The 23,847-nt window shown below is 34.1% G+C and carries 22 protein-coding genes; 6 read left to right on the top strand and 16 right to left on the bottom strand.

The genetic code is table 11. The features are described from left to right. Positions 1-63 precede the first annotated feature (63 nt). Positions 64-447, bottom strand: a complete 384-nt coding sequence (gene rpsL, locus HQN62_RS17640) for a 30S ribosomal protein S12 (RefSeq protein ID WP_007136570.1) — start codon at positions 445-447, stop codon at positions 64-66. A gap of 268 nt (positions 448-715) precedes the next feature. Between rpsL and HQN62_RS17645 the strand changes: the two genes are divergently transcribed. From HQN62_RS17645 to rlmB, 4 genes are all read left to right on the top strand, one after another. Continuing rightward, positions 716-2,413: a BamA/TamA family outer membrane protein gene (locus tag HQN62_RS17645; protein WP_254454453.1), complete on the top strand. Its 1,698-nt coding sequence runs from the start codon at positions 716-718 to the stop codon at positions 2,411-2,413. Between the two features lie 84 nt (positions 2,414-2,497). After that, on the top strand, positions 2,498-5,758 hold the full coding sequence (locus HQN62_RS17650; protein WP_173505315.1) for a SusC/RagA family TonB-linked outer membrane protein: 3,261 nt from the start codon (positions 2,498-2,500) through the stop codon (positions 5,756-5,758). 3 nt (positions 5,759-5,761) lie between these two features. Continuing rightward, entirely contained in the window at positions 5,762-7,240 is a 1,479-nt protein-coding gene (locus HQN62_RS17655) for a SusD/RagB family nutrient-binding outer membrane lipoprotein (RefSeq protein ID WP_173505316.1), read from the top strand. Positions 7,241-7,325: 85 nt separating this feature from the next. Further along, entirely contained in the window at positions 7,326-8,060 is a 735-nt protein-coding gene (gene rlmB, locus HQN62_RS17660) for a 23S rRNA (guanosine(2251)-2'-O)-methyltransferase RlmB (protein ID WP_116797184.1), read from the top strand. A gap of 68 nt (positions 8,061-8,128) precedes the next feature. Here rlmB and HQN62_RS17665 read toward each other — a convergent pair whose 3' ends face one another. Then, a complete protein-coding gene (locus HQN62_RS17665; protein WP_173505317.1) occupies positions 8,129-8,926 on the bottom strand; it encodes a rhomboid family intramembrane serine protease in 798 nt (265 codons plus the stop codon). 250 nt (positions 8,927-9,176) lie between these two features. Here HQN62_RS17665 and HQN62_RS17670 point away from each other — a divergent pair, with 250 nt between their 5' ends. Further along, on the top strand, positions 9,177-10,454 hold the full coding sequence (locus HQN62_RS17670) for a replication-associated recombination protein A (protein WP_173505318.1): 1,278 nt from the start codon (positions 9,177-9,179) through the stop codon (positions 10,452-10,454). A 54-nt stretch (positions 10,455-10,508) separates the two neighbouring features. On the opposite strand, the gene HQN62_RS17675 is transcribed toward HQN62_RS17670, so the two are convergent. From HQN62_RS17675 to HQN62_RS17740, 14 genes are all read right to left on the bottom strand, one after another. After that, positions 10,509-11,288 (bottom strand): hypothetical protein, encoded by a 780-nt coding sequence (locus HQN62_RS17675; protein ID WP_116797181.1) that lies wholly within the window; start codon positions 11,286-11,288, stop codon positions 10,509-10,511. A 3-nt stretch (positions 11,289-11,291) separates the two neighbouring features. Then, positions 11,292-11,981 carry a YjjG family noncanonical pyrimidine nucleotidase gene (locus tag HQN62_RS17680; RefSeq protein WP_116797180.1) on the bottom strand — a complete coding sequence of 230 codons (690 nt, stop codon included), beginning with the start codon at positions 11,979-11,981 and terminating at the stop codon, positions 11,292-11,294. 9 nt (positions 11,982-11,990) lie between these two features. Next, positions 11,991-12,449 carry an RES family NAD+ phosphorylase gene (locus HQN62_RS17685; protein WP_173505319.1) on the bottom strand — a complete coding sequence of 153 codons (459 nt, stop codon included), beginning with the start codon at positions 12,447-12,449 and terminating at the stop codon, positions 11,991-11,993. After that, positions 12,449-12,952, bottom strand: a complete 504-nt coding sequence (gene parS, locus HQN62_RS17690; protein WP_173505320.1) for a type II RES/Xre toxin-antitoxin system antitoxin — start codon at positions 12,950-12,952, stop codon at positions 12,449-12,451. Before parS ends, HQN62_RS17685 begins: the two co-directional genes overlap by 1 nt. A 53-nt stretch (positions 12,953-13,005) precedes the next feature. Continuing rightward, a complete protein-coding gene (gene radC, locus HQN62_RS17695) occupies positions 13,006-13,728 on the bottom strand; it encodes a RadC family protein (protein WP_173505321.1) in 723 nt (240 codons plus the stop codon). A gap of 44 nt (positions 13,729-13,772) precedes the next feature. Then, a complete protein-coding gene (locus HQN62_RS17700) occupies positions 13,773-14,246 on the bottom strand; it encodes a GNAT family N-acetyltransferase (RefSeq protein ID WP_116797176.1) in 474 nt (157 codons plus the stop codon). A 153-nt stretch (positions 14,247-14,399) separates the two neighbouring features. After that, positions 14,400-15,755: a UDP-N-acetylmuramate--L-alanine ligase gene (locus HQN62_RS17705; RefSeq protein ID WP_173505322.1), complete on the bottom strand. Its 1,356-nt coding sequence runs from the start codon at positions 15,753-15,755 to the stop codon at positions 14,400-14,402. A gap of 60 nt (positions 15,756-15,815) precedes the next feature. Continuing rightward, on the bottom strand, positions 15,816-16,505 hold the full coding sequence (locus HQN62_RS17710; RefSeq protein WP_173505323.1) for a tetratricopeptide repeat protein: 690 nt from the start codon (positions 16,503-16,505) through the stop codon (positions 15,816-15,818). A gap of 174 nt (positions 16,506-16,679) precedes the next feature. Beyond that, positions 16,680-17,120 carry a carboxymuconolactone decarboxylase family protein gene (locus HQN62_RS17715; RefSeq protein ID WP_173505324.1) on the bottom strand — a complete coding sequence of 147 codons (441 nt, stop codon included), beginning with the start codon at positions 17,118-17,120 and terminating at the stop codon, positions 16,680-16,682. 68 nt (positions 17,121-17,188) lie between these two features. Next, positions 17,189-17,764, bottom strand: coding sequence for a Crp/Fnr family transcriptional regulator (locus HQN62_RS17720; protein WP_173505325.1), 576 nt, complete (start codon positions 17,762-17,764; stop codon positions 17,189-17,191). Positions 17,765-17,814: 50 nt separating this feature from the next. Continuing rightward, the gene (locus HQN62_RS17725; protein ID WP_173505326.1) at positions 17,815-18,393 is read right to left on the bottom strand and encodes a YdeI/OmpD-associated family protein; all 579 of its coding nucleotides are present in this window, start codon (positions 18,391-18,393) and stop codon (positions 17,815-17,817) included. A gap of 35 nt (positions 18,394-18,428) precedes the next feature. After that, entirely contained in the window at positions 18,429-19,601 is a 1,173-nt protein-coding gene (locus tag HQN62_RS17730) for an acetyltransferase domain-containing protein (RefSeq protein ID WP_173505327.1), read from the bottom strand. Between the two features lie 213 nt (positions 19,602-19,814). Continuing rightward, positions 19,815-20,459, bottom strand: a complete 645-nt coding sequence (locus tag HQN62_RS17735) for a hypothetical protein (RefSeq protein ID WP_173505328.1) — start codon at positions 20,457-20,459, stop codon at positions 19,815-19,817. Positions 20,460-20,574: 115 nt separating this feature from the next. Further along, the gene (locus HQN62_RS17740; protein ID WP_173505329.1) at positions 20,575-22,485 is read right to left on the bottom strand and encodes a M48 family metallopeptidase; all 1,911 of its coding nucleotides are present in this window, start codon (positions 22,483-22,485) and stop codon (positions 20,575-20,577) included. A 447-nt stretch (positions 22,486-22,932) separates the two neighbouring features. Here HQN62_RS17740 and HQN62_RS17745 point away from each other — a divergent pair, with 447 nt between their 5' ends. Further along, entirely contained in the window at positions 22,933-23,748 is an 816-nt protein-coding gene (locus HQN62_RS17745; RefSeq protein ID WP_173505330.1) for a UDP-2,3-diacylglucosamine diphosphatase, read from the top strand. Positions 23,749-23,847 lie beyond the last annotated feature (99 nt).

Genomic DNA, 23,847 nt, shown 5'->3' on the forward strand with positions numbered 1-23,847 from the left:
TAATAAAATTTCATACCCATACAGCTACGACGAATCGCACCCCTACAGGAATAACTTTTTAAATTACTTTTTCGCTTCTTTTGGTCGTTTTGCTCCGTACTTAGATCTTCTTTGCGTTCTTCCTGCTACTCCTGACGTATCAAGTGCACCACGAACGATGTGATATCTTACTCCTGGCAAATCTTTTACCCTTCCACCCCTAACTAATACTATCGAGTGCTCTTGTAAATTGTGTCCTTCTCCAGGGATGTAGGCATTCACTTCATTACCATTTGTCAAACGTACACGCGCTACTTTACGCATTGCAGAGTTTGGTTTTTTTGGTGTTGTAGTGTAAACACGCGTACAAACCCCTCTTCTTTGAGGACAAGAATCTAAAGCAACCGATTTACTCTTCTTAGTTATCTGAGTTCTTCCTGTTCTTACTAATTGTTGAATTGTTGGCATAATTAATACTAAAAATTTCTTATTATATTAAAATCCCGCTTTTTACGGGGTTGCAAATGTATAAATTAATTTTCACTTTACAAACCATAATCAATTAATTTTCAATAGAAGTAAATATTTGTTTATCAACACCATTAACATTATTCAAACAATCCACATTTCAATCCAACAAAAGACTTTCTAACGCACTGCAACTTCGTCAATCCAACACTATGATTATTCCAACAAAGAACAGATATTTGCAATACCTTAATTAAAGAAATTAAAATTGAAATCTAAAATTCTTATTCTATTATTTCTATTTAATCACTTGACTTCAACGAGTCAAACTTTACAATTAAAAATAATTGGCAAGACCACAATTGAAACTGCACTTATTGATTCAATTGGCTACGTAGCAAAACATCAAAACACAAAACAATTAATTGACGAAATAAATTCAACAAGAAAAAAACTTTCCGCTACCGGCTATATTGAGAACAAAATACTAGAAGAAAAAAAGGAAAATGATAGCATTTACACCACTATAATCTCATTAGAAAACAAAACAAAAAACATACATATATATATAGGTATAAAAAACACCTCATTTATACCAAATTACTATATCATAAATCAAGACAGCATAATATTACCATATTCTCAAACAGAATCATTTTTAAAACACACTACACAAAATTTAGAACAAAATGGTTACGCCTTCACAAAAGTAAAACTCACCAATATCCAAACGAAAAAACAAAATCTCTATGCTGACTTATCAATCTATACAGGAAACAGAAGAACAATAAATACCATTGAAATAAAATATACCAATCAACAACAAAACAACCTCATCCCAAAAGCTGCCGAAAAACAAATCAACAAAAAATACAAGAACACAATATTCAGCCAAAAAACAATAGAACAAGTACATGATGATTTTCAAAAATTTGGATTCATCAATCAAATAAAATATCCAGAAATTCTATTCACAAAAGACACAACCAAAGTATTTGTGTATTTAGAAAAAAGAAAAGCAAATATATTTGACGGATATCTAGGCTTCAACAATACAGAAAATAAAAAAATACAACTTAACGGATATCTAGATTTAACTTTAGTCAATACACTTCGAAACGGAGAAGAGCTATCCATATACTGGAAAAACGATGGGAATAATCAAAAAATATTCAACGCCAATCTGACTGCTCCATATTTGTTTAAAAGCCAAATAGGAATTAAAGCGATCCTAAACATTTTTAAGCAAGACAGCATTTTCCAAAACACAAAAACTGCCGTACAACTAAGCTATTCCACAGACTACAATAAACGATTCTACTTAGGATACGAGTCAACCGAATCAAGCGATATTCAAAACTCAAACAACCAAAATCTAAGTGATTTCAAAAATTCATTTTACACCACCTCACTTGATTTCAAAAAAGAATCAACTGAAAACAAACTATTCCCCATAAAAACGTTTTTGAATATAACAATAGGCACGGGAAACAGAACCACAATAACAAACCCATCTCTGAAACAAAATTTTGCAAATTTTAACATAATGAACGATTTTTACATTAATAAGAAAAACATTATAAATGTTAAAAATCAAAACTATTATCTAAAAAGCAAAAACTATCTAACAAATGAATTATTTCGTTTTGGAGGCATCAACTCCATAAGAGGATTTGCAGAAAATAGCTTACAAGCCAATCTAATGATTACACTCATGACGGAATATCGCTATCTAGTTTCACCAAATTTATACTTCAATTCCATCTTAGATTACAGCTATTACGAAGACCCAACAACAACAATAGAAAAAAATAAAACCGAAAAACTTCTTGGGATTGGAATGGGTTTGGGCCTACAAACCACCAATGGTTTACTGAAATTTGCCATCACAAATGGAAAGGCAAAAAATGAAGAATTGAAATTTTATAACACAAACATAACTATAAGTTATAATGTTAAATTTTAGCTTTAACAAAAAAAAGAGTTTCAGATATTAGGATAGTTAACAAATTATTATGATTTTTGCCTCACTAATTCAAAATATTTAAAAATGAAACTAAAGTTCAATGGATTCTTAGTACTCCTAGTAGTACTAGTGGCGCAACTAACTTTTGCGCAAGAAAGATCTGTTTCAGGGATTGTTTCTGACAATGCAGGTATACCTTTACCAGGTGTAAGTGTATTAGTAAAAGGAACAAAAAATGGAACTCAATCAGATTTTGATGGAAAGTATTCTATCAAAGCTGCACCAAGCGATGTATTGGTATTTAGCTATGTTGGAATGAAGACTTCAGAGAAATCTGCAAGCTCAGCCACAGTTAATGTGAAATTAGCAAGTGATGCTACTCAATTAGAGAGTGTTGTTGTTACTTCATTAGGTATTAAAAGAGATAAAAAATCTCTTGGATATGCTACACAAGAAGTTAAAGGTGAAGATTTAAAAAGTGGCGCACCAAGCGGAAACTTTTTAAATGAACTTTCAGGTAAAGTAGCTGGTGTAAACATTACAAGAAACAGTAACTTTGGAGGTTCAACAAGTGCAGTATCTAGAGGTATCAAAGCATTGGGACAAAGTAACGAAATGCTTATTGTAATTGATGGTATGCCAATCAACAATGCCAATACCACAAATGACGGCACAGCATCTCAATCTACTGGAAGACAAGGTTTTGACTACGGAAACAATGGTATGGACATTAACCCAGAAGACATCGAAAGTATCAACGTATTGAAAGGTGCCGCGGCATCTGCATTATACGGATATTTAGCAGGTAACGGGGTTTTAATGATTACAACTAAAAAAGGGAAGTCTAAAAAAGGAATGGGAGTTACCGTTTCATCTGAATTTGCTGTAGGATCAGCAGACAAAGACACTTTTGTAAAATATCAAAAACAATATGGAGGTGGTTATGGAACTTCTTTCTTTGATCAAGACATTGACGGAGATGGTATTGATGACCAAGTGGTTGCAATGGGAGATGATGCTTCTGCCGGAGATCCTTTCAACTCATCACAAAATGTTTATCAATGGGATGCATTCTCAGCATATCCTGGAAATGCAAATTACGGAAAAGCGACTCCATGGGTAGCTGCCAAGAATGACCCAAACTCATTCTTTGAAAAATCTACTTCATTAGTAAACAGTATTTCATTTGAAGATGCAAACGATAAAAGTAATGTAGTTTTTAACTACAGTAACTCAAAACAAACAGGTCTTTTGCCTAACAGTGAATTAAAGAAAAATAATTTTAGTTTAAAATTAAATCACCAATTCACAGACAAATTATCACTTAGTACTTTTGCTAATTATTCTGCTCAAACTACATTAGGTAGAAACATGACTGGATATAGCGATAATATGGTAACTGGTTTCCGTCAATGGTGGCAAACTAACGTTGACATTAAACAACTAGAACAAGCTTATTTCAACTCAGGTGGACAAAACCTTACTTGGAACAGAAATTCTGTAGCAGATGGAAAACCAGCTTATTGGAATAACCCATATTTTGAACGTTACCAAAACTATCAAAATGACAGTAGAAATCGTTTTGTAGGATATGCTAATTTAACTTACAAAATCAATGATTGGTTGTCAGCAACAGGAAAAATCTCTACAGATACTTATGCCGAAATACGTGAAGAAAGAGTTGCAGTTGGTTCAGTTGCAAAAACATTCGGTATTAACGGACTTGACGAAACATCTGGATACCAACGTTACAATGGTAACTTCTCTGAACAAAACTATGATTTCCTTTTAAATTTCAAAAAGAATTTTGGTGAAGACTTCAGTTTAAGTGGAGTTGCTGGGGGTACTATAAAAAGAAACACTTTCAATTCAATTCTTGCTTCAACTCAAGGAGGTCTTATTATTCCAGGCATCTATAGTTTGTCAAACTCAATTTCAGCAAGTCCTTACGCATTTGAAAGAGACACTAACTCTGGTGTAAACAGTTATTACATTTCTGGATCTTTAGGTTATGTTGACACATTCTTCTTGGATGTTACAGCACGTAGAGATGCTTTCTCTGGCTTACCTAAAGGAAACAACAATATAAATAGTTATTCAGCTTCTGGAAGCTGGGTTTTCTCTAAAAACATTGATGCTAGCTGGTTATCATTTGGTAAATTAAGAGGTGGTTATTCTGAAAGCCCATTAGGAACTCCTGCTTTGGCTTTGGTTGATACCTATGCTAAATCAGATCCATTTAATGGAAATCAAATGTACTCAGTAAACTCTACAAAAAACAACCCAAATTTAGAGCCAATCAAAACTACAACATATGAGGTAGGTCTTGAAATGCAATTTTTGGATAGAAGAGTAGGTTTTGATGTATCTCTTTACAAAAACATAAATGATGGTGAAGCAGTAAGAGTTCCTTACTCAACTGCAACAGGAAATGGATTCCGTTATGTAAATGCGGCTACTATTGAAAATAAAGGTGTTGAAGTTCAGTTTAATGCTACTCCAGTAAGAACAGAAGATTTTGCTTGGGACATTAATGTAAACTGGTCTAAAAACAACAATATGGTAACGGCACTAGCTCCAGGTATTGACAATTTACAAATCAGTTCATTCCCTGGTGGTGTTACATTGAACGCTGTAGTAGGACAACCTTTTGGTGTATTAAAAGGAACTGACTATACTTATGCTGCAAATGGTCAAAGAATCGTAAACCAAACAACTGGTAGATATGTAATAAATACTTCTACTAATAATATCATTGGAAATGTAAACCCTGATTGGATTGGTGGTATTCGTAATAAATTCACTTACAAAAGTCTTTCATTTAGTTTCTTAGTTGATATGAAACATGGAGGAGATGTTTTCTCAACCGACCAATGGTATGGAGTAGGGACAGGTTTAGGTGAACAAACAGCTGGAAATAATGATTTAGGAAACCCAATAAGAAATTCTGTAGCCACTGGTGGTGGAGTAATATTCGAAGGGGTAACTGATGCCACTGGAACAACTCCAAATACAATCAGAACTGCCTATTTCAGACCTGCTGCTGGAGCTATCACAAATTCATACTCTGGAGGAGCAAGAAAAGAATATGTTTATGACGCTGGTTTTATTAAATTGAGAGAGGTAAACATTACTTACACTCTACCAAGTTCAATTGTATCAAAAATGCAATTAAGTCAATTACAAGTATCCTTAGTTGGTTCTAACTTATGGATAATTGACAAAAATCTTCCAGATGCCGATCCAGAAAGTGGATTAGGGTCTAACGCTGGTTCATTAGGATTATCTATTGGATCTTTACCAACTGCTAGAACAATTGGTTGTAACCTAACAATAAAATTTTAAGCTATGAAAAATAGACTGCTCTTATTAATTCCAATCATATCCTTGTTTATATCATGCAGTGATGATATTACAGGATTGAATCAGGACACCAAAAACGCTACAAGCGTTCCCGCTAACTATTTGTTCACCAATGCTGAAAAAGCAATGATGGATCAAGTGACAAGTACATCAGTAAACTTTAATGTTTTTAGATTATTCTCTCAACAATGGACAGAAGTTCAATACCCACAAGAAAGTCAATATGACCTTACTGGGCGAAAGATTCCTGATACACATTGGACAGTATATTACCGTGATGTATTAAGAGATTTTAAAGAAGCCAAAGATCAATTAGTTGCATCAAAAGCTAATTTTGTTGGATCTCCTAGCGAAGCTAAAGCATTAGACAATAAAATTGCGATAATTGACATCCTATCTGCTTATTCATATGGTATATTAGTAGATACTTTTGGAGATGTCCCTTATTCAGAAGCTTTAGACATTCTTGGTCATCCACAACCAAAATATGATGATGCAAAAACTATCTATGTAGATCTTATAGCAAAATTAACTACTGCTTCTCATGCTTTGGATCAAACTAACGGAAGTTTTGGTAGCGCTGATTTAGTTTTCCAAGGAAACACTAAAAAATGGGCTAAATTTGCTAACTCTCTTCGTTTAAGAATGGCTATCAATATGGCTGACGTTGACGCTCCTTATGCATCTACACAAGTACTTGCAGCTTTAGCTGATGGCGTAATTGCTGCACAAGCTGATAGTGCATATCTAGTTTACACTCCAAATCAACCAAACACAAACCCATTGTATGTTGATTTAGTAGCTAGTGGTCGTAATGACTTCTTACCTGCAGATACATTTGTAAACAAAATGAATACTCTTGTTGATCCAAGAAGAGCTAAATATTTCACAGAATATCCAGTAGGATCAGGAAATTACAAAGGAGGTATATATGGTGAACTTAATACTTATCCTAATTTCTCTCACATCACTCCTACTATTACAGCGCCAGCATATCCTGGTGTATTGTTCACTTATTCTGAAGTAGAATTCTTGTTGGCAGAAGCTGCTGCAAGAGGAATTGCTGTAGGTGGTACTGCTGAAACACACTACAATGCTGCGATTACTGCTTCTATGTTAGATTGGGGTGTAGCTCCAGCTACTATTACAACATATCTAGCAAATCCAGCTGTTGCTTATACAACTGCAGCAGGGACTTGGCAACAAAAAATTGGAGAACAATCATGGATTGCTTTATACAACAGAGGTTTTGAAGCTTGGACATCTTACAGAAGATTAGATTTCCCTGTTTTAAAAGTTCCTTCTGTGACTTTTGAAGATGCAGATGGTCCAATTACAGTAGTACCAAGACGTTATTCTTACCCAGGTGCAGAAGAAACGCTTAATGCTACTAACTTAAATGCTGCTGTTGCCAAATTGGGTAGCAATGGTACATCTAAACGTATTTTCTGGGATAAATTCTAAATTTACCTCATTAATTTAATACATCTAAACCACCAGCCTTTGCTGGTGGTTTTTTTTATACAAACCTTTTACTTAACTTTGCCGCATGGAAAAAGAACATCAAATTTTTGGAATAAGAGCAATAATTGAAGCCATACAAGCAGGCGCAACAGTAGATAAAGTCTATATTCAGAAGGAAGCGAGCAGCGAACTAATGAAAGACTTAATGAAAGTGATGAAAAGAGGGAATATCAATTTCTCTTATGTTCCTGTTGAAAAACTGAACCGATTAACGCCCAATAACCATCAAGGTGCTGTAGCTACCGTCTCTCCTATTTCATTTTATGATTTAGAAACCTTGATAGAAACCGTTATTGAAAATGGCAAAAAACCTTTGTTTTTAATTTTGGACCAGATATCGGATGCGCGTAATTTTGGTGCTATAATCAGAACAGCAGAATGTACAGGCGTTAATGGGATTATCGTTCAAAAAGCAGGTTCGGCTCCTGTAAATGGAGACACAGTAAAAACATCGGCAGGCGCGGTATTTAATATTCCGATTTGTAAAGTAGAACACATTAAAGACGCTATTTTTCTTTTGCAGGCCAGCGGCATAAAAACTGTTGCTGCCACCGAAAAAACAGAACAAAATATTTATGACATTTCTTTGAACGAACCGGTAGCAATCATTATGGGATCGGAAGATAGAGGAGTAAATCCATCTGTTCTTAAAATCGTAGATGAAAAAGCAAAACTTCCTATGTTTGGCTCAATAGGTTCTCTAAATGTATCTGTAGCTTGTGGCGCTTTTTTATACGAAGCCGTTAGACAGAGAAGTTAATAATTACAGAATATAGATAAAATGTAGATTTAAGAATGTAAATTTTTAAATTAAAAAAAGCAAATGAATCAAGACTCCAGTTTTGATTCATTTTTTTCGTTTATATCTTCTTGATTTTCGATAAAATCATAAACAACATTAGAATCCGTCTGAAAAAAAGGGTCAATCTCTGTTTGATTTTCTTCGATGATTTCGGGTTTGGGTGGATTGACGAAATTACCGTTTTCGTCAAAACGCTGCATGAATTTATCTTCCGATGGATCGTAATCTGGACGCTCCCAATCGTATTTTATCACTTTTTTGAATTCTGGTTTTTTGTATAAAAAAGTAATTACAAAACCAGCAATCAACCCTGACAAATGACCTTCCCATGAGATAGTTTCATCAATTTTTGGAAAAACGTACCAAACCATTCCACCATAAAGCACAACAACCGTGAGTGACAAGGCTACCAATCGATAATATTGGGTTTGGATTCCTTTGAAAAAAATAAAAGAAACCAATACATAAATCAAACTACTGGCACCGATATGATAATTTTCTCTCCCGATGAGCCATGTTATAGCTCCTGAAAGTAAAATTCCGTACACTAATATTCCTATTGCTTCTTTACTATAAAAAAAGAACAACGCCGCTAATAGCACTATTAATGGTATAGAATTATTATAGAGATGTTCGATATTCGAATGAATAAATGGGCTGAAAATTATGCCTTGCAATCCTGAAAAAGTTCTCGGTAGAATTCCGTTATCATCAAAATCAAATCCAAAACGGATTTCTAACCAATAGACAAACCAAAGGAATAGCACAAAAAAAAGAGGCACTCCCACTACTGCATTGGTGAATTTAAAATGATTTTCTTCCATTCTTAAATATTGGATTATTAGACTAAATAGATTCTTAATATAAATCAAAAATGTATCCAAAAGCAATTTAATGCTATTTTGTCATATAAAATAATAACTATTATGAAAACGAATACCCTAGCCCTGATAGTAGCGGTATCCTTTTCATAAGGTGATTTTTCTTCACCTTATGAAAAGATACAAGCGGATAGCAGGAAAGAGCTCCTAAAAAATATACTCTTAAAAACTGAAAATTGTGTAATTTTACCATATGGAAGCACCACTGGCAGAACGCATACGCCCACAAAAATTAGAGGATTACATCAGTCAATCCCATTTGGTTGGGCCTAATGGCTCGTTGACGCAACAAATTGCAAAAGGAATCATCCCGTCGTTAATATTTTGGGGTCCTCCAGGAACTGGTAAAACAACTTTGGCACAAATTATTGCCCAGGAGTCCAAACGTCCTTTTTATATATTAAGTGCCATTAACTCGGGGGTAAAGGACATTCGGGATGTAATTGAGAAAGCGAGACAGAGCGGTGGTTTATTTACTGCCAAAAACCCTATTTTATTTATTGATGAGATTCATCGTTTTAGTAAATCGCAACAGGATTCTTTATTGGCCGCAGTCGAAAAAGGATGGATTACGCTTATAGGAGCCACGACCGAAAATCCGAGCTTTGAAGTTATTCCCGCTTTATTGTCCCGTTGCCAAGTATATATTTTAAATGCGTTTACTAAAGCGGATTTGGAACATTTATTGCAAAGAGCCATGAAAACAGATACTTATTTGGCTACAAAAAATATTCAACTGCAAGAAACAGAGGCACTATTGCGACTTTCTGGTGGCGATGGACGCAAGCTATTAAATATTTTTGAACTTGTCGTAAATGCTTCCTCCGAAGATGAAATCTTGATCACCAATGACCGAGTTTTTCAATTGGTACAACAAAATACGGTTTTGTATGACAAAAGTGGAGAACAGCATTATGACATTGTTTCGGCCTTTATAAAATCGATTCGGGGAAGTGATCCGAATGGTGCTGTCTATTGGCTGGCGCGAATGATTGAAGGTGGTGAGGATGTGAAATTCATAGCCAGAAGAATGTTAATTTTGTCCAGTGAAGATATTGGTAATGCCAATCCGACGGCTTTTATAATGGCAAATAATGCTTTTCAGGCGGTTTCTACAATTGGTTATCCCGAAAGCCGAATTATTCTGAGCCAGTGCGCTATTTATCTTGCCACTTCACCCAAAAGCAATGCTTCGTATTTGGCTATTGGAACGGCTCAACAATTAGTGAAACAGACTGGCGATTTACCTGTACCTATCCATTTGCGCAACGCTCCTACCAAATTAATGAAAGAATTAGGATATGGCGAGGATTATAAATATTCGCATGATTATGCCAATAATTTTGCCGAACAGGAATTCTTGCCAGACGCAATAAAAAATACCCCTATTTATGTTCCTGGAACTAATTCCAGAGAAAACACAACTCGTGAATTCTTGAAAAATAGATGGAAGGATAAATACGGGTATTGAGGTCTTAGATTGCAGAATTAAGATTGCAGGTTTTAGATTTTAGGTTGTTATTGCCTAAAACTTCACAGCTATTTTCTCAGACATTAAAGTATCTTTTTCATAATACTCAAAGAACCATTGATTTTCTTTTAAAACCATAACTCCTTGAATATTTTCTTTAAATGCCAAATAAATAGAAGGGTTTGTGGTTTTATATGCTTTTATAACCACTTTTGGTGTGCTATCCACTAATTGAAATCCATTTTTGATAGGTTGCGCAAACAATACATTACCATCTGGTTCGATACTGCTACTTAGCACATTCACAGCTACGGCTGCTGTAGTGACAGGAACGGCAGTTACATAGGATGCAGGTGATGTTTCCGCAGGTGATGAAACAACTGTAGTGTTTTGATTCGAAGCAGTCACTTTTCCATTGTATTTATAGTGCAATGCATAAACAGATGCAAAAGCCATATTTAATGCTTCGGTGTAGGCAACTTCATAATCTTTCTCTTTGCTTTTTCCTACTTCGGATTTAAAAATCACTTTACCATTACAATCTTTAAGAGCAACATACAATTTAGTTATCAAAAATCCGCTTTCTTTCAATACATCCACATTTAATAGACTGCATCTATCACTGTATTCTTTTGGAATTGTTTCATTGGCATAAAAAGCCTCAAAACCTGCTTTTTTTAAATTAACTTTTGTCAATGTACTCAGTCGGTACTGATTTTCGCTTTTAAGAAAATCATATTTTAAAGGAATAATAACTGCGGGATAATCATTGACCGATTGGGAAAAACCATAGCTTGAAACAAGCAACAACAGGAATAGAAATTTAGTCTTCATGTTTTATAAATATTTTTTTAATTCTAATAAATGAGTCACTTGTTTGATGTTTTTCTCTACTTTAATTTTTTTATCATTAAAAAAAATAGCATCTAATCCTGCATTCAACGCACCTTGTACATCGGCCTCTAGACAATCTCCAATCATGATACTGCTTTCTTTATTGGCTTGAGCCGCATTAAGTGCATACTCAAAAATAACAGGATTAGGTTTCTTAACACCTGCCATCTCTGAATTGGTTATCGTTTTGAAAAAACCAGAAATGTTCGAATTGTTCATTTTTTTGTATTGCACATCGGCAAAACCGTTGGTAATAATATGCAATTTATACTTTTTTTCTAGATATTCCAGTACTTCAATTGTACCATCAAATAAACGATTATTTTCAGGCAATAACTGAATATAATCATGCGCTATACTTTCTATTTGAGCATCCGAAACAAAATATTCCAACGCATCGAAAGTATGTTTGAGACGATTATATCGCAATTCAGCATGTGTAATTTTATCATATTGGTATAATTTCCAACAGGCTTGATTGATTGGAACGTACTTTTCTATGAAATCAGCAATTTCGATTGTTGGATGATCTTTCTTCAAAATGGTATCAAAAGCCAATTCCGAATTGACATCAAAATCCCAAAGTGTATGATCTAAGTCGAAGAATATATCGGTAATTTTAGTAGAAAACATGTAATGGCATTATTTAAAAATTCGTTTGTCGAAAGGAAAATCAATTTGTTCAGTAATTTTAATTTTATAAAAATCTATATGATATGGATTAATTAAAAAATTGAAATCACCTTTTACTACAGCCGATGGAACTTTCAAAATACAAGCTACGTTTCTTCTTATGAAATCATCTCCCAAAAGAGGTGTCTCAAAGGTACAAGGAAAAACATTCCAATCTATAGATAATTTATTGGGATCTAAAATTTCTACGAAAATATCATCAGGAATATCAATTGTCAGCATCACAAAATCATTGGGCAAAGTGGCCAATGAAAGATGAACCAAGACTTCGGCCATTGCCAAGGCTCTATTCTGGGCACAATAAATAATCTCTGTCCCTTTTGAATTCCAACGCGCACCAGAAATTGAAGCCCCTTTTCCTGACAATTCAATAGGGTGTTTTTTGCGTGCTAATCGAAAAACTTCCATTAAACAAAAATCCCTTGATCTATTTTATTCAATTCATTCACTACCATTTCTTTACCGTAAGAATCTCGGAGTAATTCAATTGGTTGTAAATTTCCAAGCGCAAATGAAGGTGTATTTAACCACAAGTAAAATTGTGTTTCTGTGTCAAAAACATCATTCCCTAAAGAAGTCACCTCAGCCAATTCTAATATTTTTTCGGATTGTAAAGGTTTGAAAATAAAATCTTCTTTGATTTTATTCCTTTGAAGTGATTTTGTGGAAATCCCTAAAAAAGAAGCCCAATCCTCTTCATTAAAAGGGGTTATTTCTTTTATCAAATTAAAAAGCTCATACGGAATTCCTTCGCGGATAGCGTGAACAATCAGCATTCTATTTTTCAAAAACTCATCATAAGTGATTTTCTTATTCAAAAGCTTATATCCTCTCTCCTGCTCCACTCTATTTACCAAAACTCTAACAGCTTTATCAATAGCTTCTCTTGGTTTTAATTTAATCGCTTCCATAAAAATACATTTGTCTGTAAATATAAGACAAATGTCTTATTTAGGCAAGTTTTTTAAAATATTCCTTCATCAACAAAACTAAAGTAACCATTTTCTGTTATGATTATATGGTCCAAAACAGGAATATCTAATTGTTGCCCTGCCGTTTTAATCTTTTTAGTTATTTGAATATCGGCATCGCTGGCTTGCAATTTTCCGGAAGGATGATTATGTGCGAGGATTATTGCAGTTGCGTTTTGTTCAAAAGCAATTTTGAATACAATTCGGACATCGACCATTGTTCCGGTCATTCCTCCCTTGCTTAACTGAGTTTTGAAAAGCACTTTGTTGGAATTATTCAAAAACAAAACCCAAAATTCTTCGTGAGGTAACTCGCCTATTATCGGCTGCATAATTTCGAAAACTGCTTTACTGGACGTTATTTTCGTCAACTCAGCTGCATCTTCGTTTCTCCTTCTCCTTCCCAACTCCATTGCGGCAATTATCGAAATCGCTTTGGCTTCGCCAATTCCTTTAAAATTCATTAATTGTGCAATAGATAGCTTCCCCAAAGCATTCAAATTATGATCTACACTTGCCAAAATTCGTTTACTCAAACCCACCGCCGATTCATTTCGGCTTCCAGAACCGATCAGTATTGCAATCAATTCGGCATCACTCAAAACACTTTTGCCTTTGAGCATCAATTTTTCACGAGGCTTATCGTCTTCGGACCAATTGGTAATGGGAAAAGCCCCCTGGCCCCCGAAGGGGGAATTAGAATCGTCTAAAATCATAATTTCATAAAGATTTAAATTTATACTATTTCAAGCGACCCTACTTACTTATCTATTTTCCCTATTATTTTTTGCATACAAACACTTTTATCTAATCCAATATAAGGCCCGTAATTATCGACAATTACATATCCTACTTTTTGATACAAACTAATCGCTTCTTGCTGTTTATGCAACGTTTCTAAAAGTGAAACTGAATAGTCCAATTCTTTTGCCCAAAGTTCCAATTCTTGCAATACTCTTTGAGCCAATCCCAATCCGCGAGCTTCTGGAGAAACAAACATTCGTTTTATTTCAATTGTATTCTTATCATATTTCTTGAAACATCCACAGGCAACTGGTTTTTCATCCAAATAAATTACTACTACATTCCTGTTCAACTCTATGATATTGTTTCCCCAATAATTGGTCTTCAATTCTGGGTATCGTTCCCACAAATACATATCAAATGTCTTTATCAACGACAAAAAATCAGAATTCTCGCTGGTTGTTTTTACAACTTTTACTATTGAGTCCATAAATCTTAAATCTTAGTTTTGCTAATGTATTAAAAAAAGAGAAAAATCATACAATAAAATTAATTTCTTATTTGATTTTGAAATAACTATGCAAAAAAAATATGCCAATTACAAAATTGCAATTGGCATATTGTACATTATAAAGAACCATTTCTATTCAATCAAACTTTTCACCTCATCAAAATTCAATCCACCATAATTCCCTGAACTCATTAATAATAAAGCAGAATTTTCAAGATTTAGATTAAACAAATAATCTTTAAAATCTTTTGGATTGGTATAAATAATCAAATCCTCTCTATTGAAAGCTTTGGCAATTTGTTCATATGTAACTTCTTCCAATTGTTTGATTTTTACAGCATCCGGCGAATAAAAAACTACTGCTACGTCAGCATATTCCAATGCGCCTTCATATTCTTTCAAGAACTCTGCATTCAAACTGCTGTAGGTGTGTAATTCTAAACAAGCCACAACTGTACGATTTGGATATTGCTCTTTCACGGCTTTGGTAGTCGCGGCCACTTTACTTGGTGAATGAGCAAAATCTTTGTAGGCTACTTTTGTTTTACTTTCGGCAATTTTTTCCAAGCGTTTAGATGCTCCTTTGAAACTGGCAATCGCTTCATAAAAATCGGCTTCATCGACTCCCATGTTCTGGCAAATCCATTTGGCTCCGGCTAAATTATTTAAATTATGCGCACCGAATACTTCAATAGGCATAGGCCCTTCTGGGGTTTCCAACAATGTTACCCCATCGTTTACAGTATAATTTGGCGTATGATAAGCCAATTTACGTATAGGATTAGTCGCTTTTTCGGCAACACGTTTTACTTCAGAATCGTCTTCATTGTAAACCAAAATTCCACCGTTTGTAATTTTATCAATAAAAATTTCAAACTGCTCCACATAAAAATCATAGGTTGGAAAAACATTAATATGATCCCAAGCAATTCCAGAAATCAAGGCGATATTTGGCTGGTATAAATGAAATTTAGGTCTTCTGTCAATTGGAGAAGACAAATATTCATCACCTTCCAAAACCATAAAATCATTCTCTTCGGTAAGATGCACCATCGTATCAAAGCCTTCCAACTGTGCTCCCACCATATAATCCACTTCAATATTATGATAATGCATCACATGCAAAATCATCGAAGTTATCGTCGTTTTCCCGTGTGAACCACCAATGACTACACGGGTTTTGTTTTTGGACTGTTCGTATAAAAACTCTGGATACGAATAAATTTTAAGTCCTAATTCCTGCGCTTTCAAAAGTTCAGGATTATCGGCTTTGGCATGCATTCCAAGTATTACGGCTTCAATATCGGATGTGATTTTTTCAGGAAACCACCCCAACTCTACTGGCAGAATTCCTTTTTTTTCCAATCTTGATTTTGAAGGTTCAAAAATGGCATCGTCACTTCCCGTAACTTGATATCCTTTGTTATGTAATGCCAATGCTAGGTTGTGCATTGCGCTTCCGCCTATGGCAATGAAATGTGTTCTCATTTATGTTTATTCGTTTATTCGTTAATAGGTTTAATAGACAAAAATGTTATCGAATAACCTTTACTTTCTGTTTTTATAATCTTCCCAAACCTTATTGGCTTTATCGGGTTGTTTCATTTTATTTTTATACAAATCGGCCAATTTTTGATAACAAACCTTTGAACCTCCTATCAAAATAGCTCTTTTATACTGTTGTTCGGCATTTGAATATCTATCGAAATATTCCTCGATATGACCACGTGACAAATACCCGTCAACTGGAGATATTTCTCTTAATTCACTCGAATACTTGATAGCTTTGGATTCACTTCCTCCCACAATTCCAGGCAATTTCAAATTCAACTCAATGAGAGCCCAACGTGCATCGATGTGTTTTGGGTTTAAAGCTATGGCTTTTTCAAAAGAAGATCTCACTTCACTAATCATTCCCAATGCTCTGAATTTATTGACTTCCAAAGATTTCATTCCCAAAGCACCACCGTATTTGTAATAATAATTAGCTTCTGTGGGTTTTAATGTTTTCAGATTATTATAATAGGAAATTGCTTTGTCCCAAGACTTATTATACCCTGCAATATCTCCCAAATACTCTATGGTTTTAAGATTTGACGGATTGTTTTTTAAGTAACTCTCCAGAATAGGCTGCGCTTGATCGAATTTTCCATCAATGAACAGTTTTTCTCCTTTTTCAAAAGATTGAGAAAACAATAATATTGGAAATAACAAAAAGACGCTTGCCAGTAGTTTCATTCACCAAAAATAAAGAATTTTTAAAAGAATAGAAGCCTTTTAACTTAAAAATAGGAATGAAATCAAATCAATAATACAGCTAGGAACTTTGCACAACTTAGACTTTAACCACAAAAAAAGCGTAAAAGTTCTTGACTCTTACGCTTTTCTGTTATTCCATTGTAAACAAACGTTCTATTTCGCTGGCTCCAACTGTGTGCTCACGGCAATTCTGTTCCAAGCATTTATGGTTACGATAGCCATTATAATCTGTGCGATGGTGTTTTTATCAAAAAACTGTTCTGCTTTTTTATACGTATCATCAGATAAACCATGATTATGAATCAAAGTAATTTCTTCGGTAATGGCCAAAATCACTTTTTCTTCCTCGGTAAATAAATTGGTCTCACGCCAAGCATTCAGTAAAAAAATACGTTGATTGGTTTCTCCATATTTCAGTGCATCTTTTGTATGCATATCAATACAAAACGCACATCCATTAATTTGGGATGTTCTAATTTTTATTAATTCTTTATTTGTTTTTGACAATTGAGATGCTGCCAAATAACCCTCCAAAGCGTACATCGCTTTATAAGCCTGAGGTTCTATTTCGTTGATGTTTATTCTCTTTTCCATTTTATTTGTTTGTTTTAAATTAACAGGACAAATTTCTGAAATAGATAATGGAAAAAACTTAAACCAGTTTAAGAACGCTTTTTATTTCTGATTTCGCTTAAATATTCAGGTGTAAAACCTAAAAAGGAAGCAATTAAATACTGTGGAATCCTTTGTACAAATTCGGGATGTCCTTTACACAAATGATCGTAGAATTCTTCCTTAGAAAAATCATACAGATATTTTATTCGCATTTGCGTTGCTGCGTAAGCCCGTTGGTAGATAAATCTAAAATAACGTTCAACTTTCGGGAATTCAGTCAATAGCTTTTCTTGTGCATCACGGTCAATTACTAAAATCTCAGAATTTTCAACAGCTTGAATATAAAATTCTGTTGACAGACCTCGCTCGTAAGCAAAGTTGTCTGTAATCCACCAATTTTCTATTGCAAATTCCGTAGTTTGTTCCATTCCTTTCGCATTGATAAAAAATTTTCGCAGACAACCGTTCAGTACAAAATAATGGGATTTGCAAACCTGTCCTTCAGCAAGTAAATTCTCTTTTTTCTTGACTTTTTTAATCTGAAAAAAAGCTAAAATATCCGAAAACTCTCTTTCGTCTATTACGATGAATTTTTCTAAATGATTTTTGAATATTTCAGACATGATTTTTATTCAAGGGTTAAAATAGATTCTTTATTTTTTCCTCAAATATACTAATCATTCAATCCTTTTCCGTCGAGAATTTGCGGTATGCATTTTTCAACCCTCGACTCACGGGTTTTCGATTGTTTGGGTGCCGAAAAATGCAACATATAGGCTCTTTGTCGTCCAGGTGTCAACGCTTCGAACACCTTTTTCAAATCTGGCAGTTCGTCCAATCTCTTTTTAAATTCTTCCACAAGAATGAATTCTTCCGTTTTTTTGAATTTAACTTCCAACCCTGCTTTTTCCACTTCAATGGCTTCATAAATATGGGCTTTCAAAATAGCTTCCTGACCCACTATTTCCTGAACATCGGTGAACCGAATCTGTCTCGCCGCCTGCACATTCTTTGATTGTTGGATCAAAATACCATCGGCATTACTTAACAAAGCTCCTTTGAAAAACAGAAAAGCGCAGTATTCTTTAAAATCATGAATTAAAACAATGTTCTTACCTTGAAACGTGTAGCAAGGAGCACCCCATTTCAACTCCTCGGTTAGCTGACAATCAAGAGCAATTCTTCTTAATTGCTCCAATGCTGGTTGCCATTTTGAGGTTTTATCAAAATAAAAATCAACTTTAGGATTCATGTTATTCTATTCATTTATTGATTAACAAATTATTTTTACAAATAACTCAACCACCATTTTTCCCTGTTCATTTGTTTATACTCGTCAAACTTTTTACATAATGGATAAAGCATAAGAACAATTCCAATCCAAACTGCATAAACCACAAAAAGACTAAAACCATAGCCTTTCATATTGGGTTCAAATCCTATCCAAGTTGAGAAAATGAATTTTTGCCAACCAAAACCAGACAGTTCAGCAAAAATCATTGCAATTATATGAATAAAGTAAAGATGCAGAATGTAATAAAAAAAAGGAACTCTCCCGAAAATCGAGAAGAAGTCAACAATTTTTCCTTTGAGTTTTTGTGTGTTAGCCAAAAACAAGAAAGCCCCACCCAAAGTCATCAACAAATACAAAAGTGAAGGAGGATATTTACTTGGATTCAAAAACGAAATTAAGTCTTGAGATAAAGTGCTATAGTGTTTAAATTCCTTTGGGTCTCCATACAAATTTGTTAATCTTAATAGAATAAAAAGAGCTATAGCAATTCCTCCTACAGAGTTGAACAATTTTCTTCGCTTATTATCGTCAACAGATTTATCATAAAATGCACCGAAATAATATCCTAAAGACATTACGGCAATCCATGGAACAAGTGGGTATCCAATTAGTAATTGAGTATGCTCAGATAGTGGATAAAAAGTTTGTTCATGAATAAGGGACCACAGTATATTACCCGAAAAATGAACGTTGTCAAACAAGTTATGGCAGCAAATAAGCAACAAGCTAAAAACTAGAATATAAATTCTTGGCAAATAAATTAAAGCCGCCAAGACTATCATACTAATCCCCAATGACCATATCACAAGTAGACCAAAAGTCCTGAAGTGAATATCAAAAAACCACGCAAAACCTACTACCGTCAACTCTATAAAAACCAACCAAAGTCCACGCTTGAATAAAAAACTGAATAACTGATGCTGCGTTTTCCTTTTGCCCACCATAAATGCGGACATCCCTGCCAAAAAACTAAATGTAGGTGCACAAAAATGGGTTATCCATCGTGTGAAAAAAATAGGCAAATTACTTTGAATTGGGTCTGTTGGGTCAAAAAAGAAAGCCGAATAATGAAAATAATCCCTCACATGGTCTAGCGCCATTATGACCATCACCAAACCTTTTAGTAAGTCAATGGATTCTATTCTGGTATTAGTAAGTGATGCCATAAATTGGTCTATTGAATTGTTAGAGTTAACAAAAAAAACATGCTTTATTATGGTAGAGAACCAAAACACAAAACGCTCTTTATTAGTAATTTAACTCTAAATTAATTCTTATTTTTGGATTTTCAAAAACTTATAGAATAGAGAATCATTTTCAAATTAGGACAATTGCTTAAATTAATTCTAGCACTATTGTATATTACTGTCTTTCGATTTTTAAATCTCAACTAATCCATTTAGAAAATTTTCCAACTCTTTTTGAATACTGTCAAAATATTGTTGGCTTGAAAAACCTAACAATTGAACTGTCCCATTTGGATTTGAATAATAATACCCAAAGTATGCTAATTTAATTCCCTTGACGGTTCCTTGAAATTTTAGGCACAACATTTTTTTATTATTTACGATTCTATACTCAGCACTTGTTTCTTTTACATCAAAAGATGCTTTTTGCGCATTCAGAAGAGCAATTTGTCGCATATTTTCAAGATCGACCTGAGTCTTCTCTGTAATCATCAATGCATATCCCTCTCCTGATTTTAAACTAAACCTATATTCAGGGGTTTTCTCATTGTCTTTATGTGATGCGAAAGCCCATTTGGAAGGATTTATAAAAACACCAACATTAAAGGAAGTACTTTTTACTAAAAATGTTGCTTGGCTTGTTTTGGTAAATTTATTTTTGTTTAATGTCAATGAGTCAATTGAAGTTGAATTCACGCTACTACTGTCTTGCAAATATGTCCAAGTACCATTGTCAAATAGAAGCACTTCTTTTCCATTATCAGTAAGAGCTTTAGTCTGAGATTTTGCAATATTTGAAATTGTCAAAAAGCAAATCATAAAGAAAATTTTATTCATATTTTATTGTTTTCGTTAAGGTTGCAAACGTTTTGATAATATAGGAGATTTGAAACTAAATCAAGACTCTTTATTCGAATTTATCAAAACATCCAATTCTTGTGAATTATAACTATTAGTTCCTGTCAATCCTAGCTTCTATCGTTTTGGTCATTTCATCAGTCAAACCACTCCAATCTTGGAACAAATCTTTCACTAACGAATCATCTTCCAAAATATTTGCAGTTTTAATTCCATCTATATATCTGAATCTGTCAGCCGGACTAGGGTGTGTATCGTCTTCAGTGGTTACACTGTTTATCAATTTATGCAGTTCTTCTTCAATTGTTGCACTATGATTCCCTTTTAACTCATAAAGATTATTTATCGGTCTTTTCAATTCCACAGCTTCTTCAATTTCAACATTAGCATATTTTCCAAACTCAATTTGTCTTTTAATAACGTGAGTCAACCCATTTACAAATGAAGGTGTACCAAATGTTTCGGCTGCTACCCTGTCGGCAAGAACTTCTTGAAGACGTGTTGCTCCACAGCTTATCCTTTGAAATATAAAATTATACAACCTGAGAAAATGAAAAGCAACGTTCCATATCGTATTCTGTTGTGCATTGTGTAATGCTATAAAATATTTGGTAATATCGTTTTGCACTCTAAATGCAACTTCACCACCGGCCGTATCCCTGTGTGTGAAATGTCCATACTCATGGGCCAATACAGCTTTAAAATCTCCCTTTTTGAAATCTTTTAAAACAGCGGTACCAAGTATCAGAATTCGTTTTCCTCTATCATTCATTTTCTCCCTCCTTGTCCCTTTTTCATAAACGGCCAAATCGTTCAATGGAGTAATACGAATTTCTTCTATGGGGCGAGTTCCCATTATCTGTGCTACTTCATCCGTCAGATTGTATAGATTTGGAGCCTCATCTCTTTTTAATTCTCGACCTGGATCTGTATAATCAACTTTTAAAAGCAATGAACGGATCATATTATAAATAGTGACTACTGCACCAATAACCAAAATAGCTACAAGTTTAATGGGAATAGTTCCAGCCAATAAAAAGAGGTATATTATTCCAACTGTGAGTCCTATAACCAAAACAAGTATTATAGGTAGCGATATATAATAATAAAACCCACCTACGTTAATTAGAGTTTTATATCCTGAGCGCAACCAACCTCCTGGTTTTACAGAACTTGTTTCCAACTGATTATTCTCGATGGCTTTCAAAGTAACGTTTGAGAAAAATTTGCCTACAAGGAACAACAATAAAAGCCCAAAAGCCCAAACAGCTACAATTACACCAAAATAAATGACTGCATTCATTTTGAGTATTTCATTATTTATGCCCAAATTCAAAATTCTATCAACTTCTTCTTGCGGAAGGCCCTTTTCTTGTGCTTTGAGTATTTCTTTTTTGGCTTCTCTCCATTGTTCTCCATAGGCCAACATTATAGACGAATAATAATGGGTAAGCATCTCATTTGGATATTTTGCTTTCAATTTTTCCACTACTTCTTTTGCAGTGGTGATATCATTTACTTGAAGTGAAATTTGAACATACCCAGCTAAAATATCTACATCTTCCCCGTTTGGAAGTTTTGTGGCTTCTTTAAATAATTGTTGCGCTTCATAGAGCTTTGTTGTATCCTTCGAAATCAAATATCCCTCCGCTAAACTTGTTAAGTTGTAAGCTGATCTGTTTATTTCGACTGCCTTTTTACATAAATCTATTCCTTCTTTTGTGTTTCCTAAACTTGATTGTAAACTGCCGTGTCGGCGTAGGACAGGATCAAAATTGGGAGCTTTCGAATAAACAATAGAATATAGACTGTCTGCCAGTTTATAATTTTGTTTGTCCATGGCAACGGTAGCCTCTTTAAAAATTTGTACCAATGAAGGATCAATCGCCTCGAGTTGTTTTTCAATTTTTTCTTCTTTTTGACGATCTCTTGTTGGTGCTTGTGCCTGCAATTGAGTACAGATTATTGAAAGAATAATTATCAGACTTAACTTTACTTTTTTCATAAATGGATATAAGGTGGTTTTATGGTTAATTAGTTTTTATTGGGGTTTCTGTCAATTCCAGAAACCGATTTATTCCTTCTTTACACACATTGACTTGAAATATTGCTGCGATGACTTGAAATTTATTAGCAACGTGTGTTTTTTGTTTTAAGTTATATTTGTTTTAATTTTTCCATCCAATTAAAATAGGCGTTACAAAATCTGACCTACGCACTCCATTTCAATTATAAGGACTTAGTCTGACAAACATAATGTTAATTTTTTAAATTAGAAGTGATATATCAATTTTGATATCATTTATTACTTCCTAATCATTTCTCTAAACACCTTCAGCTGTATTTTAATTCCTAAAAATATCATCTATAAAAACCAATACTTTTTTATACACAAATAATACTAAGAATACATTAGGATAACATAGCGGTCTTACTTTCGTAAAAACTAAAAATGAAAAGGAAAAGAAAAATTCCACTGGTGGTTATAAGTGATGTCCATTTAGGAACTTATGGCTGCCACGCCAAAGAGTTACTGCAGTATCTAAAATCAATAAACCCACAAACATTAGTTCTTAATGGCGATATTATCGATATGTGGAGTTTCACCAAAAGCTACTTCCCGGCTGCTCACATGAATGTTCTGAGACAGATCATAAAAATGTCCAATCTCGGTACCCGTGTCATTTACATTACCGGAAATCACGATGAGGCGCTACGAAAATATTCTGATTTTGTTTTAGGCAATTTCGAATTGGTTGACAAACTGACATTGGATTTGGACGGCAAAAAAGCATGGATTTTTCATGGCGATGTGTTCGATTCTTCCACTCAAGGCTATGCCAAAATACTTGCCAAACTGGGCGGAAAAGGATATGATTTATTGATTCTGATCAACAGTTTGATTAATTGGTTTCTGACTCTTTTAGGCAAAGAAAAAAGAAGCTATTCCAAAATGATAAAAGACAGCGTCAAGAAAGCGGTTTCTTTTATATCCAATTTTGAAACTACCGCAGCCGATGTTGCTATTCAAAAAAAATGTAGTTATGTTATTTGTGGACACATTCACAAACCCCAGATGAAGGAAGTAGAAAATGAACACGGAAAAGTCATGTACCTGAACAGTGGAGATTGGATAGAAAATCTGACTGCATTAGAATACAAAAAACAAAAATGGAGCCTTTATCAGTATAAAAAAGAGCATTACAAGGATGCCGACAGCAATGAGGAAAAAATGGTCAACGACATTGTAAACAAGATTCTCTCCTAAAAATCGGAAATAGTCTCATGCTAAGTTTTGCTAAATTTTTCTCTCGCAAAGGCGCTAAGACGCAAAGAGAAACAAAATTAAACTTTGTGACTCTGCCGA

The sequence above is a fragment of the Flavobacterium sp. M31R6 genome (assembly GCF_013284035.1).
Lineage (GTDB): Bacteria > Bacteroidota > Bacteroidia > Flavobacteriales > Flavobacteriaceae > Flavobacterium.